This is a genomic window from Sorangium sp. So ce1504 (assembly GCF_051521635.1).
In the GTDB taxonomy this organism is placed as follows: Bacteria; Myxococcota_A; Polyangia; order Polyangiales; family Polyangiaceae; genus Sorangium; species Sorangium cellulosum_B.
On record NZ_CP150365.1, the window covers coordinates 9,927,197 to 9,943,047 of the forward strand.

The following is a 15,851-nucleotide window of genomic DNA, read 5'->3' on the forward strand; positions in this document are numbered from 1 at the left end:
GGGGTGCGACGATGGCGGCAATGCGCCCTCGCCGGCGGCTCGCCGCCCTGCTCCCGCTTCTGTGTATGCCCTCGCTCCCGCTCGCTCTCGCGGGCTGCCAGCAGATCCTGGGCATTCATGACGTGAGCGACGATCCAGACACGGGCAGGCCCGACGGCCAGACGTCTCAAGGGAGCGGGGGCGCGACCTCCGGGGCTGGCGGCGGCGGCGGCGAGGCCGGCGGCGAGGTCGGCGGCGGCGGTCATGCGCCTTCCAGCATGGATCTCGCGCTCGTCGTCCTGACGCCCAACGTCACGGTGCCTCTCGGGGGAAAGAACCTTGTCGAGATCGAGATACGCCGCACTGGCGGCTTCGATGGCGAGGTGACGGTGGCGGCGGTGAGCCCTCCTGCGGGCCTCGTCGTCGATCGCATCACGATCGCCGCCAAGGAGACGAAGGCCGAGATCGTGGTAGGCGCCGAGGCGCCGCTCGCCCTGGGCAACACGATCTCCTTCACCCTGGCGGCGACCTCCGGCGCCCTGGAGAGCACCGCCGCCGTGACGAACGCGCTCGTGACCGGCCGCCCGGGCTCACTGGACGCCACGTTCGGCGTGGCGACGGGCATCGCGCCGGTGCGCTTCGGGAACGACGACGGCGGCTATTTCACCGATATCGAGGTGGTCGGCGAGCGGATCGTCGCGACCGGCTGGGGCATCGGCGGCGTCGGCGGCTCCTCGATGAAGATAGCGCGCCTGACCAGCGCCGGCGCGCTGGATCCCGACTTCGCCGGCGGCGCCTTGCTGTCGACGAGGATCGGGAGCAGCTCGGGCTCCGAGGCCGAGTCGTTCGCGGTGGGGCACCAGGTCGACGGCAAGATCATCGCGATGGGCTGGCACGAGATCCCGGAGCCGCGTGACATCGCCCTCTGGCGCGTCGGGGCGAACGGCGCGACCACCGACCCGGAGTTCGGCAACAACGGCAAGGCGCTGCTCGACACGGGCGGCGAAGAGACGGTCGTGGATGGGCTCGTCCTGGCCAACGACAAGATCCTCGTCGCCGGCGCTCGCGACGCGCGCATGATGGTGGCGCGCGTGTCCTCGAATGGGAGGCTCGACACCGTCTTCGCCGCGCCGAACGGCTTCTGGGCGCTCGACCGCGCCTCCACCGCGAGGGCCGTGGTCGTCGACCGCGAGGGCCGGATCCTGGTCGTGGGCGAGGTGGACACGGGGGGCCAGTCCGACGGCATCCTCGCCCGCTTCCTGGCCAACGGGCAGCCCGACACCACCTTCGGGACCGGCGGCCAGCAGGTCTTCGGTGCGTCCGGGATCAACGAGCGCACGGCGGCGATCGCCGTCCTCGACGACGGCCGCATCCTCGTGGGCGGCAGCACCGGCAAGGACGGGAGCGCCGACTTCGAGGTCCGCCGCTTCCTCGAAGACGGCGCCGCCGACCCGAGCTTTGGCGCGTCGGGCGTCGTCGCGCTTCCGATCACCGACGGCGACGACGTGGCGGAGGACGCCCTCGTGCTCCCCGACGGCCGGATCCTGGTCGTGGGCAATGCGACCGGCGGCGCCGCGCCTGGGCCGGTGCTCGCGCGCTATCTGCGCGACGGCAGGCTCGATCCCAACTTCGGAGTCGACGGGGTGCTCTCGCTGTATGTCGGCGACTCCGGCGGCATCCAGCGGGCCGCGGTCTACGCGGGCCAGAAGGTCGTGATCTGCGGCGAGAACCAGGGGGGTGTGCCAGGTCCAGGGACGTACGGGATCGTGGCGCGCCTCTGGATGTAGCGCTCATCCGCGCCAAGTCAGGGCCCAAGCGGCGGTCGCCCTTCGCCACGTCCACAGGTCTCAAGACAAGGCTCCTCGCTGCCTTGCCCCGCCGCCCCCCCCCGTGCAGGCTTCGCCCATGGGCCAGCCCGCCGCAAAGCAGCGCCGCGCCACGTATGCGGACCTCCAGGCCGTCCAATCCAACAAAGTGGCGGAGCTCATCAGGGGCGTACTCCACGTCCTGCCCCGCCCGGCGCCGCGCCACGCCAACGCGAGCTCGGTCCTGGGGATCAAGATCGGCGGCCCCTTCGGCCTCGGCGATGGTGGGCCAGGCGGCTGGTGGATCCTGGACGAGCCGGAGTTGCACTTCCCTGACCCGGACGCGCCGGGCGAGATCGACGCGCTCGTGCCCGACCTCGCCGGCTGGCGCCGCGAGCGCATGCCCGAGCTGCCCCAGACGGCCTACTTCGCGCTCGCTCCGGACTGGATCTGCGAGGTGCTGAGCCCGTCGACGGCGTCTGTCGACCGCGACGAAAAGATGCCGATCTACGCGCGCGAAGGCGTGCGTCACGCATGGCTGGTCGACCCGATCGCACGGACGTTGGAGGTCTCCTCGCTCGTCTCGGGCCGGGGCTGGGGGCCCGCCGCCGTCTACCGCGACGCTGCGCGCGTGCGAGCCGAGCCCTTCGAGGCCGTCGAGCTCGATCTTTCGGTGCTCTGGGCGACGTAGCAGACCGCCGTGCCGTCCAGTTCCCGGCGCCGCGGCCCGGGCAGCATCAGCTCAGCGCGGCGCTCGCCTCGTGGCCTCCCACCGCTCCAGCGTGACGACGAGTCGAGCCGCCCCGAGGACGCCGGCCGGGAGCACGATGAGCAGCGCGCAAGGCAAGAACGAGAGCAGCGCGAGGCCGAAGCCGAAGCCCGTCACCGCGGCGAGGTTCCGGCGCACGAAAGCGATCCGCTCTGCCACGGGCACGCCGCGGATCGACAGCGGGCAGTCGCAGAGGTCCCAGGCCCCCGCGAGCGCCGTCACCGCGAGCTGGAGCGGGACGACGACGACGCTCGCCGGCGCGAAGAGGAGACCCACGACGCCGAGGACGATGAGGATCGGGAGCGTGAAGGCGAGCGCCACGAGCGACGACTGCAGCGCGCGCCACATGTCCGCGAAGAAGCCGACCTCCGGCCACGGGGGCGCCCCGAGATCGGCCTCGGCCCTGCGCACCATCCGCTCCAGCGCGGTCCCCGAGAGCGGCTTCGCGAGCCCGAACGAGATGACGAGGGCGGCCACGAGCACCACCGCGAGCGAGAGGATCCGCAGCACGGCCATGAGCACGGTCCAGGGCCACCCCGTCCCCGGCTCCCTCACGATCAGCTCGACGAGCGAAGGCGCGAGCTTCACGCCGACGATGGAGAGCACGACCATGAGCACCAGCGCGATGCCCGTGGGGACGAGCGCGAGCGGCCAGAGGTCCGGCGTGCGAAAGAGGTAACCGTAGCCGCCCAGCATGGCCTTGAGGCCCGCGCCGAAGCCGGGGCGTTCGAGCGGCACGAGCCCCGCTGTCGGGCGCTGCGCGGGCGCCGTGAGAGAGCCGCGGGGAGCATCGGGGGTGATCATCCGGCCACGAACGTCCCAGCGGTCGTGCGTCCGGTCAACACCTTCCGCGCGCTGGCATCCGCCTCTGGACGAGCTTCCGCCTGCCGTGCAGTGAAGGATGCCTCATCGTCGATGCGTGGATGACCTCCGAGCCTGCCTCGTCAGCCCTCGGGGAGCAGCGGATCGAGCACGCTCCCGCCCGGGGGCGAGGGCCCGAGCGCGCGGCCGAGGTGCTCGCGGATCGCGGCCGCGAGCGCCTCGGTGACGCGCCTGCGCAGCTGAGTCCGCGACGTGACGAGGCCGATCTCCCGGAGCGGGATCGGCCGGGCGAGGGGCCGCACGCGGGCGCGGCGCTTCTCGGCGGGCAGCCCTTGCGCCACGAGCGCGGGTAGCACCGTCGCTCCGAGCCCGGTGTCGACAAGGCCGATCAACGTCTCGAAGCTGCCGCTCTCGAGCTGAACGCCGCGCGGGGGCCTCGCCTGGCCGCTCCTGCAATACGAGAGCACCTGGCTCCGGAAGCAGTGCCCCTCCGGGAGCACCCACAGCTCGCGATCGCTGAGGTTCGCCTGCGTGACCGACTTGCGGTCGAGCAGCGGGTCGCCCTCGGGGAGATAGGCGACCATCGCCTCGTGTCCGAGGGGCGTCTCGCTCAGCCCCGGAGCGTGGAGCGGCGTCGCAGCGAGCCCCGCGTCGAGGGTGTCGGCGGCGAGCCGCTCGATGATCTCCTCGGTCTTCAGCTCCTCGATGAACAGCTCGACGCGCGGGTGTGCCTTCACGAAGGGATCGAGGAACAGGGGCAGCACGGTGGGAGCGAGGGTCGGGATGATCCCCAGCCGGTAGCGCCCCGCCGGAGCGTCGTCGCCGGCGACGATCTGACCGAGCCGCTCCGTCTCCCGGAGGATCTCGCGCATCTGAGCGATGGCGCGCGCCCCCTCCTCGGTCACCAGAACGGGCTTCTTGCTGCGGTCGAACAGCACGGTACCCAGGAGCTCCTCGAGCTTCTGGATCTGCATGCTGAGCCCGGACTGCGAGACGTGGCAGCGCTCGGCCGCGGTGCGGAAGCTGCGGGTCTGCTCCACCGCCACGGCGTAGCGGAGCTGCGTGAGCGTCACCTGCTCGAGGTCCATGGCCGGAGGAGTATCATAAAAAGTGAACGATTCATAAAATCGTTCGATTTGCACCGCCGGCGCAGAACGACCACGTTGCCTCTCGACGGCGCGGAGGCACGAGACGCCCCCGCCCCGAAACGAGGAAGAGAGAATGTCGCTCATCAACACCCGCATCAAACCGTTCAAGGCCACCGCGTTCCACCAGGGGAAGTTCGTGGACGTCTCGCACGAGTCGGTCCTCGGCAAGTGGTCGCTCTTCGTGTTCTACCCCGCGGACTTCACCTTCGTGTGCCCGACCGAGCTCGAGGACCTCGCGGACCTCCACGGCGAGTTCAAGAAGCTGGGCGTCGAGATCTACGGCGTCTCCACCGACACGCACTTCGCGCACAAGGCGTGGCACGACACGTCCGCGGCGATCAAGAAGGTCAACTACCCGCTCGTCGGCGATCCGACCGCCACCCTCTCGCGCAACTTCGGCGTGCTCATCGAGGAGGAGGGCCTCGCGCTCCGCGGCTCGTTCCTCGTGAACCCCGACGGCGTCATCAAGGTCTACGAGATCCACGACCTCGGCATCGGCCGCAGCGCGGCGGAGATGCTCCGCAAGGTCAAGGCGGCCCAGTACGTCGCCACGCACCCGGGCGAGGTCTGCCCGGCGAAGTGGGACGAGGGCGCGAAGACCCTCAAGCCGTCGCTCGATCTCGTCGGCAAGATCTGAGGCGTTCGGGCGTCGCCGCGCGTTCCGCGGCGACGCCCGCCAGCGCTCGTGACCCGCTCGTACTCGCCGGAAGGAACGCAGCCATGCTCGAAGACTCCATCAAGACCCAGCTCCGCGACGTCCTCGGACGGCTGACCCGTCCCGTCGCGGTCACCGCCTTCGTCGACGACTCGCAGGGGTCGGAGGAGATGCGCGCGCTCCTGCGCGACGTCGCGAGCGCCTCGTCCCTCGTCGAGCTCCACGAGCGGCGCGAGGGCGAAGGGCGCACGCCGTCGTTCGGCATCCACTCCCCTGGCGAGGAGCCGCGCGTGATCTTCGCGGGGCTCCCGCTCGGTCACGAGCTCACCTCGCTGATCCTCGCGCTCCTGCACGTCGGCGGCCATCCGCCGCGGGTGAGCGCGGAGGCGCTCGAGCAGATCGCGCGGCTCGACGGCGAGCTTCGGTTCGAGACCTACTTCTCTCAATCGTGCCAGAACTGCCCCGACGTCGTGCAGGCGCTGAACCTGATGGCGGCCAAGAACCCGAGGGTTCGCCACGTCGCCGTCGATGGCGCCCTCTTCCAGGGCGAGGTCGAGCAGCGGAAGATCATGGCCGTGCCGACCGTCTTTCTGAACGGCGAGCCCTTCGGCCAGGGTCGGATGGAGATCGAGCAGATCCTCGCCAAGCTCGACGACGGCTCCTCCGTGAAGAAGCGCGCCGAGGCGCTCGACCAGCGCAAGCCGTTCGACATGCTCATCGTGGGCGGTGGGCCCGCTGGCGCTTCGGCGGCCATCTACGCGGCGCGCAAGGGCCTCGACACCGGCATCGTCGCCGAGCGCTTCGGCGGGCAGGTGATGGACACCCTCGCCATCGAGAACCTCATCTCGGTCGTGGAGACCGACGGGCCCAAGCTCGCGGCGGCGCTCGAGCAACACGTGCGCGCGTACCCCGTCGAGCTCATCAAGCACGAGCGCGTCGCGTCGATCACCCCCGGCTCACCGTTCGAGCTGCGCCTGGCGAGCGGCGCCACGCTCCGCGCGAAGAGCGTCGTCCTGGCGACGGGCGCCCGGTGGCGCGACATGAACGTCCCCGGCGAGGCCGAGTACCGGACCAAGGGCGTGACGTACTGCCCGCACTGCGACGGACCGCTGTTCAAGGGCAAGCGAGTGGCCGTCATCGGCGGCGGCAACTCCGGCGTCGAGGCGGCGATCGATCTCGCGGGCGTGGTCGGCCACGTCACCCTGCTCGAGCTCGCCCCCGCCCTCCGCGCCGACGCGGTCCTCGTTCGCAAGCTCAAGAGCATGCCCAACGTCGAGATCGTCACGCGCGCGCGCACGACCGAGGTGGTGGGCGACGGGCAGAAGGTCGTCGGGCTCCGCTGGGAGCACACCGAGACGAAGGAGCAGCACCAGATCGGGGTCGAGGGCGTGTTCGTGCAGATCGGCCTGCTCCCCAACACCGGGTTCATCAAGGGGACGGTGGAGCTCAACGGCCTCGGCGAGGTCGTCGTCAACGACCGCGGACAGACGTCGGTGCCCGGCCTCTTCGCCGCCGGCGACATGACGACCACGCCGTTCAAGCAGATCGTCGTCGCCCTCGGCGACGGCGCGAAGGCCGCCCTCGGGGCCTTCGAGCACCTCATCCGCGCCACCGCGCCGGCGGACTGAGCGCCCTCCGGCCGAGGTTCGACGCGCGAGCCCGTCTGCGATCACGAGCTCAGCCACGCCTCGGACCGGAGCCGATCGACGAGGAAATCCACGAACGCGCGCACCCTGACCGCCGCCCGCCGGCCCTCCGGGTGGACGACGTGGATAGGGACCGGCGGGGGCTCGTGCGCAGCGAGCACGATCGAGAGGCGCCCGGCGCGCAGCTCCGGGTCGATCTGATACGAGAGCACCCGCGCGAGCCCTCGCCCGGCCACGGCCGCTGCAATGGCGACGTCGGCCGTATTGGCGAGGAGCTGCGATGACGGAAAGACCCTCTCGACCCGCGAGCCCACCCCGAACGACCATTCCACCGGGGAGCCCGTCCAAGAGAAAGCAATGGTGTCGTGACGCGCCAGATCGGCCGGCGCCTTGGGCTCACCCCGCGCGGCGAGGTACTCCGCCGAAGCGCAGACCACCCGCCGCACGGAGCCGACACGGATCGCGCTGAGCGACGAGTCCGGCAGATGGGCAATCCGGACGGCGACGTCGAGCCCCTCGTCGACCATGTCGACAACGCGGTCGACGAGCAGCGTCCACGCCGACACGCGCGGATGGAGAGCCAGGAAATCGAAGAGGGCGGGCGCGACGAACATCCGCCCGAACAGGACCGGCGCCGTGACGCCGATCTGCCCTCGCAACGCGGTATGGGACCCGGCCGCCGACGCCTCGGCCTCCTCGATCTCACCGAGGATCCGCTTGCAGTCCGCGAGGTACCGGGCGCCCGCCTCGGTCAGGCGGACGACGCGCGTGGTGCGGTGCAGGAGCCGCGTGCCGATGCGCTCCTCGAGCGCAGAGAGGGCCCGGGTCACCGCCGGCGGCGACATGGACAGCCGCCGCGCGGCCGGCGCGAAGCCCTCCTCCTCGGCGACGGCGACGAACACGCGCATGGAGTCGAGGCGGTCCATCGGATTATTCCAGTTTCCGGAATGGTCCCTTGTCAAGGACGAGCATTACCCTTGGCCGCGGGAATGGGCATCCTGGCTCGGCGAGCGCGGGAGCCCCACGCGGACTGTGCCGCTCCCGCTGACATCCACAGCCGAAAGGACACCTCGATGACCCTCCCTGCCAGCCCCATCCGCCTCTACCGCTATCCGCTCTCGGGACACGCGCACCGCGTGGAGCTGTTCCTGTCGCTGCTGAGGCTGCCGTTCGAGAGGGTCGACGTCGACCTGAAGGGCGGCGCTCACAAGACGCCCGAGTTCCTGAGCAAGAACGCGTTCGGTCAGGTGCCCGTGATCGAGGACGGCGACGTGACGCTGGCCGACAGCAACGCGATCCTCGTGTACCTGGCTGCGCGGTACGACCCGTCGGGGCGCTGGCTCCCGCGCGATCCGGTGGCGGCGGCGCACGTGCAGCGGTGGCTCTCCGTGGCCGCCGGGCAGCTCGTGGCGGGGCCCGCGGCGGCGCGCGCCGCGAGCGTGTTCGGCCGCAAGCTGGATGTCGAGCAGGCCAAGGGGCTCGCCGCCCAGCTCTTCGCGGTGATCGACCAGCACCTCGCGGACCAGCGGTTCCTGGCCGGCGACGAGCCGACCCTCGCGGACATCGCGATCTACACCTACACGGCGCACGCGCCGGAGGGCGGCGTGTCGCTCGATCCGTACGCGAACCTGCGCGCGTGGCTCGCCCGCGTGGAGGGGCTGCCCGGCTTCGTGCCGATGAAGAAGGCGCTGTCGTGACCTCCCTGCCCGGGTGGACCAGGGAGGGCTCGCCCTATCACCCGGGCGAGATGGCCGTACAGGCGCGGGCCGGGGCGCGCGAGCGCGCCGAGAACGCCGGGCGCCGGATCATCCGGGACTTCATGCCCGACCAGCACCGCGAGCTGTTCGCGCAGCTGCCGTTCCTGCTCGTCGGAGCCCTCGACGCAGAGCGCCGGCCGTGGGCCTCGATCGTCGTGGGGCCGCCGGGGTTCATCTCGTCCCCGGATCCGCGGACGCTCGCGGTGAACGCTCGCCCGGGAGCCGGCGATGCGCTCGGCCCGCACCTCGTGGCCGGCGCGCCCGTCGGCCTCCTCGGCATCCAGCTGGAGACCCGCCGCCGGAACCGGATGAACGGGACGATCACGGCGGCCGACGAGCGAGGCTTCGTGGTCGAGGTCGGGCAGAGCTTCGGCAACTGCGCGCAGTACATCCAGGCGCGAGAGCCCGAGCTCGTGAGGGCGCCGGAGGCGGCCGCCGCGCCCCCGGCGCACGCGGAAGGGCCGGCGCTGTCCGCCGGCGCGGCGGCGCTGATCCGCCGCGCGGACACGTTCTTCATCGCGACCGCGGCGCCGGCCGCGCGGGGAGGCGACGCGATCGAGGGCGCCGACGTGTCCCATCGGGGCGGCAAGCCGGGCTTCGTGCGCGTGACCGAGGAGGACGGCCACACCGTCCTGACCTCGCCGGATTTCACGGGCAATTTCGCGTTCAACACGCTCGGCAACCTGGCGCTCTGCCCGAGCGCCGGGGTGCTCTTCGTCGACTTCGCCTCCGGCGGGGTGCTGTCGCTGACCGGCGAGGCCGAGGTGCTCTGGGACGGGCCGGAGCTCTCGGCGTTCGCCGGCGCCCAGCGGCTCCTGCGGTTCCACGTGGCCGAGGGCGCCTTCCGGGAGGACGCGCTGCCGCTGCGCTGGTCGGCGCCGGTGCCCGCGCCGCAGCTCGCGGCGACCGGCTCGTGGGAGGACGTGGCGCGCGGGTGACGCCGCGGCCCGCGGGGGCCCGTCCAGGGGAGTTTTGCCCCATCGGGGCGATCCGGGGCGGGCCCGGGCGGGTCAGCGTGCGGACGGGCACCTTGAGAATGCGTACGCGTCCTGCATCCTACCCGCGACCTCATGCGACTCGCCAGCAAGCTCACCCTCGCCCTCGTCCTCGTCATGTGCGCGGCGCTCAGCCTGTACGGCTATCTCTCCGTCCGGCGCGAGCGGGCGCTCTTCGAGGCGGACATGCGGCGCGACGAGCACCTCATCGGCATCGCGCTCCGCGCGGCGGTGGTCGAGACGTGGCGCCGGGACGGGATGGGGGAGGCGCTCCAGCTGCTCGACGAGATGAGCGAGCGCGAGGACGGCGTGCGGTTCCGCTGGGTGTGGCTCGACGCGCCGGCCGGGGATCGCTTCGCGCCCGCGCTGCCCGCCGCCGAGATCGAGGAGCTCTCGCGGGGCACCGAGGTGTTCCGGATCGAGCGCAAGGGCGACAGGAGCGGGCGCTTCTACACGTACGCGCCCGTCGGGGTGGAGCCCGAGCGCGTCGGCGCCATCGAGATCTCCGAGTCGCTCGAGGAGGAAGAAGCGTACGTCCAGGCGAGCGTGGTCAACACCGTGGCCACCATCATCACCCTCGCGGCGCTGAGCGGGCTCCTGGCGATGACCTTCGGGCAGGTCCTCGTCGGGCGCCCGACGCGGCGGCTCGTCGACAAGGCGCGGCGGATCGGGGAGGGCGACCTCGGCGGGCCGCTGCTCCTGCCGCAGCGCGACGAGCTCGGGCGGATCGCCCACGAGATCAACGCGATGTGCGAGCACCTGGCCGAGGCGCGCGAGCGCGCGGGCCGCGAGACGACCGCGCGCATCGCGGCGCTGGAGCAGCTCCGGCACGCGGATCGGCTCACCACCGTGGGCAAGCTGGCGTCGGGGCTCGCGCACGAGCTCGGCACGCCGCTCAACGTGGTGGGCGGCCGCGCCAAGATGATCGCGCGCGGCCTGCCGCAGGAGGAGGCGGCGGAGAGCGCGCGCATCATCGCCGAGCAGGCGGACCGGATGACGAAGATCATCCGGCAGCTGCTGGACTTCGCGCGCCGCCGGGTCGCGCAGAAGGCGCCGGCCGATCTCGCGCACATCGCGCGCCAGACGCTGGCGCTGCTGGAGCCCCTCGCCCGGAAGCGGAGCGTGACGCTCCGCCTCGACGAGGCGAGCGGCGGGGCGGCGCGCGCCGAGGTGGACTCGGGGCAGATGCAGCAGGTGCTCACGAACCTCATCATGAACGGCATGCAGTCGATGAAGCGGGGCGGCGAGCTCACCGTGCGGGTGGAGCGCGCCCGCGTGCGTCCGCCGGCCGACCACGGCGGCGCCGAGGGCGAGCACGTCGCCGTCCGGGTGACCGACGGCGGGGAGGGGGTCGCGCCCGAGAACATCCTCCGCATCTTCGAGCCGTTCTTCACCACGAAGGACGTCGGCGAGGGCACGGGCCTCGGGCTGAGCGTGTCCTACGGGATCGTGCGCGAGCACGGGGGCTGGATCGACGTGGAGAGCGAGCTCGGCAAGGGCTCGACGTTCACGGTGTACCTCCCGCCGAGCGGCCAGGATGACGCAGGATGACGCGAGCCCGGCGGCCGCGGGCCGAGGGCGAGGGCGGGCTGGCCGGGGCGGCCGCCGCGCCGCGGCTGGCCGCGAGCGGGGCGCTGTACTACGCGAGTTATCGAGGAGAGATGGCGGGCGAGCCATCGAGGTGACGATGGGCAGGCGAGCGCTGATCATCGACGACGACGAGGCGATGTGCGCGTGGCTCTCGGCGGACCTGCGGTCGCGCGGCGTCGAGGCGACGACCCGGACCTCACCGGCGGAGGCGCTCGCGCTGCTCGAGGCAGACGAGGGCTTCGACGTCATCCTGACCGATCTGAACATGCGCGGGATGGACGGGATCGCGGTCTGCGGACGGGCGGCCGAGATCCGGCCGGACGTGCCGGTCATGGTGATCACCGCGTTCGGCAGCATCGAGACCGCGGTGCAGGCGATCCGCGCGGGTGCGTACGACTACGTGACCAAGCCGGTCGACATCGAGGCGCTGGCGCTGGCGCTGGAGCGGGCGATCGCGCACCACGCGCTCAAGGCCGAGGTGCGGCGGCTGCGCCGCGCCGTGGCCGGGCCCGGCGGGTTCCCGGACCTCATCGGCCGGAGCGCCGCGATGCGGGGCGTGCAGGACCTGATCGAGCGCATCGCCGACGCGGACGCGACGGTGCTCATCACGGGCGAGAGCGGGACGGGCAAGGAGGTCGTCGCGAAGGCGATGCACGCGCGGAGCCGCCGCAAGGACGGGCCGTTCGTGGCGATCAACTGCGCGGCGGTGCCGGAGTCGCTGATCGAGAGCGAGCTCTTCGGGCACGTGCGGGGGGCGTTCACCGACGCGCGCGCGGCGCGCTCCGGGCTGTTCGTCGAGGCGAACGGCGGGACGCTGCTGCTCGACGAGATCGGGGAGCTGCCGCTCGCGGTGCAGCCGAAGCTGCTCCGCGCCCTCCAGGAGCGCCGGGTGCGCCCGGTGGGCGGGAGCGCGGAGGTGCCGTTCGACGCGCGCATCGTGGCCGCGACGAACCGCGACCTGGACGAGGCCGTCGAGGCGCGCCGCTTCCGGGAGGACCTGTACTACCGGATCAACGTGCTCCACGTGGAGCTGCCGCCCGTGCGGGCGCGGGGCAGCGACGTGCTGCTGCTCGCGCAGCGCTTCATCGAGGACTTCGCCACGCGCTGGGGCAAGGAGGTGGTCGGCCTGTCACCGGCGGCCGCCGAGCGGCTGCTCGCGTACACGTGGCCGGGCAACGTGCGGGAGATCCAGAACTGCATGGAGCGGGCGGTGGCGCTCACGGGGTACCCGGAGATCACGGTGGAGGACCTGCCGGCGAAGATCCGGGAGCACCGGCCGTCGCACGTGCTCGTGGCGGGGGACGACCCGTCCGAGCTGGTGCCGCTCGAGGAGGTGGAGCGGCGGTACATCCTGCGGGTGCTCGAGGCGGCGGGCGGGAACAAGACGCTGGCGGCGAGGATCCTGGGGCTGGACCGGAAGACGCTGCACCGGAAGCTGGAGCGGTGGGAGCCAGGCGCCGGGGGGACGAAGGGGAGCTGAGAGGGTGGGCGGGGTGGGTCGGGCGACCTGAAGCTCGAAGCCCACGCCGAGGGGCGGAGGAATACCCCGGGCGGGGAACGACGCCCCACCCCGGATGGCCCACGCGGGGGGTCGCCGCCAGTCCCACTGCAGTCCGCCGCAACCTGGGTCGTCCGCCGCAACCTGGGTCGGCGCCTGCGGCCTCAACCTCGGTCGGTTCCAGCCGTTCCGGCCAGCCTCCCCAACCCGGGTCGGTTCCAGCCACCCCAACCTCGGTCGGTTCCAGCCCCCCAACCCCGGTCGGTTCCAGCCACCCCAACCTCGGTCGGTTCCAGCCAGCCCCCCAACCCCGGTCGGTTCCAGCCACCCCAACCCCGGTCGGTTCGGGACGGCCGCCGGTGGGCGGCACGCGGCCTGCAATACAGGCCTCTCACCAAGGAGAGAGCCCGATGCCCCCCGACTCGATGCGCGGTCTTGCCTCGATCCTGAATACGCCCCCTGAGCCGGTGCCGCGCGTCCACCCCGGCGCGCCCCCCATCCGCGTGCTGCTCGCCGAAGACGACAGGGAGTTGCGGCTGCTCCTCGCCACCGCCCTCCGCCGCGACGGCTACGAGGTCTTGGAGGCGCATGACGCCAAACACCTCCTCGAGTTGATGGGCGAAGCGCTCGTCTCCGGGAACGGCGGCCCGGTCGATGTCGTGGTGAGCGACATCCGGATGCCAGGCGCGAGCGGACTCGATCTGCTGGCCGGGCTGCGCCGCGACGACTGGACGACGCCGGTGGTCCTCATCACCGCGTTCGGCGACCCGGAGACACACGCGGAGGCCTACCGCCTGGGCGCCGACGCGGTGCTCGACAAGCCGCTCGACGTGGACGATCTGCGGCTCGTGGTCCAGACGCTCGTCTCGATGCGCGGCTGACGCACCACGCAGCCGCCCGCGCCGCTCCACTACACACAACCCTTGTCAGGAGCGCGCCAGTTGACCGTTGGATAGGTTTTCAACATCGTCGTGGAGCAGATCCGTGCGATCGTGAGTCGCCCGGCGCCGCCTCACCCCGCCTCGACCGGCAGCCGGCGCGGCTCCCCCGCGCGCTGCGCCTTCAGCCGCGCCCGCCGCATCTTGTGCCACGCGAGGATCCCCGCGTCCGCGCGCACGAAGCGGCACGCGTCGAGATCCGCGTCGCGCGGCTCCGAGGACGCGAGCATCCGCTCGTCGCCCGGCTGGATCAGCCAGAACTCCGTCCGCAACCCGAGCCACGCGAGCAGCCGCCCGATCACCGGGATCGGCACGTAGTACCGCCCCACGATCGCCGTCCGCTCCGCGTCGATCGGCGCGCACCCCGCCATGCCCACCACGCGCTTCCCGAACGAGAGGCGCAGCACGCCCGGGAAGCGCACCTCCATCTCGAACCTCCACCCCCGACGACCGTCCCAGGGCTCCCCGTCGTCGTGGCGCAGCACCGCCTCGGCGTGGATGACGTCGCCCTCGACGCGGACCTCGCAAGGGTCGAGCATCGCGCCGACGCCGGGGACCCAGGGGCGGTGCGCGAACGGCAGGTGGTGGACGTCGAGCATGCCCTCCATCGCGCGCGCGAACGGCACGTCCCAGTCCATCGACGCCGTGTGGGCGTGCCGCTCGTCCGGCGGCAGGCCATCGAACCAGGGCACCGGCGGCAGCTCGGCCGTCCGCTCGCCCCAGAAGAGCCACACGAAACCCCGGTGCTCCCGCGCCTCGTACCGGGTCAGCGCGAGCGCATCCCCCGCGCCGCGCGCGCTCGCGCCGCGCCCCTCGCACGGGATCGCGACGCAGCGCCCGTCCGAGGCGAACCGGAAGCCGTGGTACGGGCACTCGATCGCCCCGTCCACGACCCGCCCCAGGCCGAGGTCCGCGCCGCGGTGCGGGCAGCGCGCCCGCGCCACGACCAGGACGCCGCGCTCGTCCCTGAACAGCACGAGCCGCGTCCCGAAGCGCTCGACGGCGACCGGCCGCTTGCCCACGCAGGCCGCGTCCGCGATGATGTACCAGGCGCCCTCGACGAACGCGCCGCGCCCTTCCTCGATGCCGTGCTTTCGCATGATGCTCCTCCGATCGCCCGGAAGCCTGGGGCCGGCCCGGCCGGGGAGCAGTGACAGCGCGCGCCACAAGGGCTGACATGCGGCGCCAGGCCCCGCAGGCGCCCGCCCCGACGATCTGGGCCCGCACCGCCGCGCAGCTCGCGGACCACGCCGCGGAGCGCGGGGCGGATCGGCGGGCGCTGCTCGAGGCCGCGGGGCTCGCCGGCGCGGCGCTCGCCGATCCGGACGCCCGCGTGCCGCTCGCGGCGTTCTACGCGCTCATCGAGGCGGCCGTGGCGGCGTCCGCCGATCCGCACCTCGGCCTCGACTTCGCGGCGCGCTTCGAGCCGGAGCACTTCGACGCGCTCGGCTTCCTGGCCATGAGCAGCCCGACGCTCGGAGAGTCGTTCCGCCGGATGCTCCGCTACCAGCAGATCTGGAACGAGGGCGAGCGCTACACGCTGGAGATCCGCGGGCGCCGCGCGCACCTCGGGTTCGTGCCCTTCGGGCCCGACCGGCCGGCCCACGGCCAGCTCGCGGAGATGTTCGCGTTCGACGCGCTCGTGAACGCCGGGCGCATGTGCGGCGCGCCGATCCAGGCGCTCGCGGTGCGCTTTCGTCACGCGCCGGAGGGTGATCCGGAGGAGAAGGCGCGGCGGCTCGGCTCGCCGGTGCTGTTCGGGGCGCCGGCGACCGAGCTGGTCCTGCCGGTGGAAGAGCTCGCCCGTCCGCTTCCGCACGCGAACGAGGCGCTCGCCGCGTTCCTCGAGCGCCACATGAGCGCCGCCGCGGCGCGCCTGCCGGGCGCGGCCCCGCCCGCGCTGTCCGACCGCGTGCGCGCGCTCCTCGGCGAGCGGCTGCGCGAGGGGGCCGACCTGGGCGCGCTCGCGGCGCGCTTGCGGATGAGCCCGCGCACGCTCCAGCGCCGCCTCGGCGACGAGGGGACGTCGGTCCACGCCCTGCTCGACGAGGTCCGGCGCGGCCGCGCTGCGGCGCTCCTCGACGCGGACATGGCGATCGGCGAGGTGGCGTATCTGCTCGGCTATTCCGAGCCGAGCGCGTTCCACCGGGCGTTCCGGCGCTGGACCGGCGTGACGCCGGAGGCGTTCCGCGCCCGGACCAGGGGCGCAGCGCCGCAGTGAGCGGCCTGCGCCAGCGGCTGGCCTGACG

At 72.6% G+C, this 15,851-nt stretch carries 15 protein-coding genes; 11 read left to right on the forward strand and 4 right to left on the reverse strand.

Translation table 11 applies throughout. From position 1 onward, the window contains the following. The first annotated feature begins 65 nt into the window (after positions 1 to 65). A complete protein-coding gene (locus tag WMF39_RS37405; protein ID WP_437741256.1) occupies positions 66 to 1,766 on the forward strand; it encodes a delta-60 repeat domain-containing protein in 1,701 nt (566 codons plus the stop codon). Positions 1,767 to 1,884: 118 nt separating this feature from the next. Continuing rightward, on the forward strand, positions 1,885 to 2,475 hold the full coding sequence (locus WMF39_RS37410; protein WP_437741257.1) for a Uma2 family endonuclease: 591 nt from the start codon (positions 1,885 to 1,887) through the stop codon (positions 2,473 to 2,475). 51 nt (positions 2,476 to 2,526) lie between these two features. On the opposite strand, the gene WMF39_RS37415 is transcribed toward WMF39_RS37410, so the two are convergent. Together WMF39_RS37415 and WMF39_RS37420 are read right to left on the reverse strand one after the other, a co-directional pair. Continuing rightward, a complete protein-coding gene (locus WMF39_RS37415; protein WP_437741258.1) occupies positions 2,527 to 3,357 on the reverse strand; it encodes an EI24 domain-containing protein in 831 nt (276 codons plus the stop codon). Between the two features lie 140 nt (positions 3,358 to 3,497). Continuing rightward, positions 3,498 to 4,463 (reverse strand): hydrogen peroxide-inducible genes activator, encoded by a 966-nt coding sequence (locus WMF39_RS37420; protein ID WP_437741259.1) that lies wholly within the window; start codon positions 4,461 to 4,463, stop codon positions 3,498 to 3,500. 133 nt (positions 4,464 to 4,596) lie between these two features. On the opposite strand from WMF39_RS37420, the gene ahpC reads away from it, so the two are divergent. Continuing rightward, a complete protein-coding gene (ahpC, locus tag WMF39_RS37425; RefSeq protein ID WP_437710813.1) occupies positions 4,597 to 5,160 on the forward strand; it encodes an alkyl hydroperoxide reductase subunit C in 564 nt (187 codons plus the stop codon). A gap of 83 nt (positions 5,161 to 5,243) precedes the next feature. Next, complete coding sequence (ahpF, locus tag WMF39_RS37430) at positions 5,244 to 6,806, forward strand: alkyl hydroperoxide reductase subunit F (RefSeq protein ID WP_437741260.1); 1,563 nt, start codon at positions 5,244 to 5,246, stop codon at positions 6,804 to 6,806. A 41-nt stretch (positions 6,807 to 6,847) separates the two neighbouring features. Here the strand turns inward: ahpF and WMF39_RS37435 are convergent, their stop codons facing one another. Further along, positions 6,848 to 7,750, reverse strand: coding sequence for a LysR family transcriptional regulator (locus tag WMF39_RS37435; RefSeq protein WP_437741261.1), 903 nt, complete (start codon positions 7,748 to 7,750; stop codon positions 6,848 to 6,850). Between the two features lie 147 nt (positions 7,751 to 7,897). Here WMF39_RS37435 and WMF39_RS37440 point away from each other — a divergent pair, with 147 nt between their 5' ends. The 6 genes from WMF39_RS37440 (at position 7,898) to WMF39_RS37465 (ending at position 13,545) form a co-directional block, all read left to right on the forward strand. Further along, on the forward strand, positions 7,898 to 8,521 hold the full coding sequence (locus WMF39_RS37440; RefSeq protein ID WP_437741262.1) for a glutathione S-transferase family protein: 624 nt from the start codon (positions 7,898 to 7,900) through the stop codon (positions 8,519 to 8,521). Further along, positions 8,518 to 9,519, forward strand: a complete 1,002-nt coding sequence (locus WMF39_RS37445; RefSeq protein WP_437741263.1) for a flavin-nucleotide-binding protein — start codon at positions 8,518 to 8,520, stop codon at positions 9,517 to 9,519. The genes WMF39_RS37440 and WMF39_RS37445 overlap by 4 nt, the downstream gene beginning before the upstream one ends. A 132-nt stretch (positions 9,520 to 9,651) precedes the next feature. Beyond that, positions 9,652 to 11,127 carry an ATP-binding protein gene (locus tag WMF39_RS37450; protein ID WP_437741264.1) on the forward strand — a complete coding sequence of 492 codons (1,476 nt, stop codon included), beginning with the start codon at positions 9,652 to 9,654 and terminating at the stop codon, positions 11,125 to 11,127. Then, entirely contained in the window at positions 11,124 to 11,261 is a 138-nt protein-coding gene (locus WMF39_RS37455; RefSeq protein WP_437741265.1) for a hypothetical protein, read from the forward strand. The genes WMF39_RS37450 and WMF39_RS37455 overlap by 4 nt, the downstream gene beginning before the upstream one ends. 2 nt (positions 11,262 to 11,263) lie before the next feature. Then, positions 11,264 to 12,646: a sigma-54-dependent transcriptional regulator gene (locus WMF39_RS37460; RefSeq protein WP_437741266.1), complete on the forward strand. Its 1,383-nt coding sequence runs from the start codon at positions 11,264 to 11,266 to the stop codon at positions 12,644 to 12,646. Between the two features lie 428 nt (positions 12,647 to 13,074). After that, positions 13,075 to 13,545 (forward strand): response regulator, encoded by a 471-nt coding sequence (locus tag WMF39_RS37465; protein ID WP_437741267.1) that lies wholly within the window; start codon positions 13,075 to 13,077, stop codon positions 13,543 to 13,545. 131 nt (positions 13,546 to 13,676) lie between these two features. Here WMF39_RS37465 and WMF39_RS37470 read toward each other — a convergent pair whose 3' ends face one another. Continuing rightward, positions 13,677 to 14,702: a Rieske 2Fe-2S domain-containing protein gene (locus WMF39_RS37470; protein WP_437741268.1), complete on the reverse strand. Its 1,026-nt coding sequence runs from the start codon at positions 14,700 to 14,702 to the stop codon at positions 13,677 to 13,679. A 77-nt stretch (positions 14,703 to 14,779) separates the two neighbouring features. On the opposite strand from WMF39_RS37470, the gene WMF39_RS37475 reads away from it, so the two are divergent. Beyond that, on the forward strand, positions 14,780 to 15,823 hold the full coding sequence (locus WMF39_RS37475; RefSeq protein ID WP_437741269.1) for an AraC family transcriptional regulator: 1,044 nt from the start codon (positions 14,780 to 14,782) through the stop codon (positions 15,821 to 15,823). The last annotated feature ends 28 nt before the right edge of the window (positions 15,824 to 15,851 follow it).

Excerpts from the sequence above, each read along its gene's own strand:
- WMF39_RS37405 (WP_437741256.1), top strand. The coding sequence starts at position 66 with ATGCCCTCGCTCCCGCTCGCTCTCGCGGGCTGCCAGCAGATCCTGGGC.
- WMF39_RS37410 (WP_437741257.1), top strand. The coding sequence starts at position 1,885 with ATGGGCCAGCCCGCCGCAAAGCAGCGCCGCGCCACGTATGCGGACCTC.
- WMF39_RS37415 (WP_437741258.1), bottom strand. The coding sequence starts at position 3,357 with ATGATCACCCCCGATGCTCCCCGCGGCTCTCTCACGGCGCCCGCGCAG.
- WMF39_RS37420 (WP_437741259.1), bottom strand. The coding sequence starts at position 4,463 with ATGGACCTCGAGCAGGTGACGCTCACGCAGCTCCGCTACGCCGTGGCG.
- ahpC (WP_437710813.1), top strand. The coding sequence starts at position 4,597 with ATGTCGCTCATCAACACCCGCATCAAACCGTTCAAGGCCACCGCGTTC.
- ahpF (WP_437741260.1), top strand. The coding sequence starts at position 5,244 with ATGCTCGAAGACTCCATCAAGACCCAGCTCCGCGACGTCCTCGGACGG.
- WMF39_RS37435 (WP_437741261.1), bottom strand. The coding sequence starts at position 7,750 with ATGGACCGCCTCGACTCCATGCGCGTGTTCGTCGCCGTCGCCGAGGAG.
- WMF39_RS37440 (WP_437741262.1), top strand. The coding sequence starts at position 7,898 with ATGACCCTCCCTGCCAGCCCCATCCGCCTCTACCGCTATCCGCTCTCG.
- WMF39_RS37450 (WP_437741264.1), top strand. The coding sequence starts at position 9,652 with ATGCGACTCGCCAGCAAGCTCACCCTCGCCCTCGTCCTCGTCATGTGC.
- WMF39_RS37455 (WP_437741265.1), top strand. The coding sequence starts at position 11,124 with ATGACGCGAGCCCGGCGGCCGCGGGCCGAGGGCGAGGGCGGGCTGGCC.
- WMF39_RS37460 (WP_437741266.1), top strand. The coding sequence starts at position 11,264 with ATGGGCAGGCGAGCGCTGATCATCGACGACGACGAGGCGATGTGCGCG.
- WMF39_RS37465 (WP_437741267.1), top strand. The coding sequence starts at position 13,075 with ATGCCCCCCGACTCGATGCGCGGTCTTGCCTCGATCCTGAATACGCCC.
- WMF39_RS37470 (WP_437741268.1), bottom strand. The coding sequence starts at position 14,702 with ATGCGAAAGCACGGCATCGAGGAAGGGCGCGGCGCGTTCGTCGAGGGC.
- WMF39_RS37475 (WP_437741269.1), top strand. The coding sequence starts at position 14,780 with ATGCGGCGCCAGGCCCCGCAGGCGCCCGCCCCGACGATCTGGGCCCGC.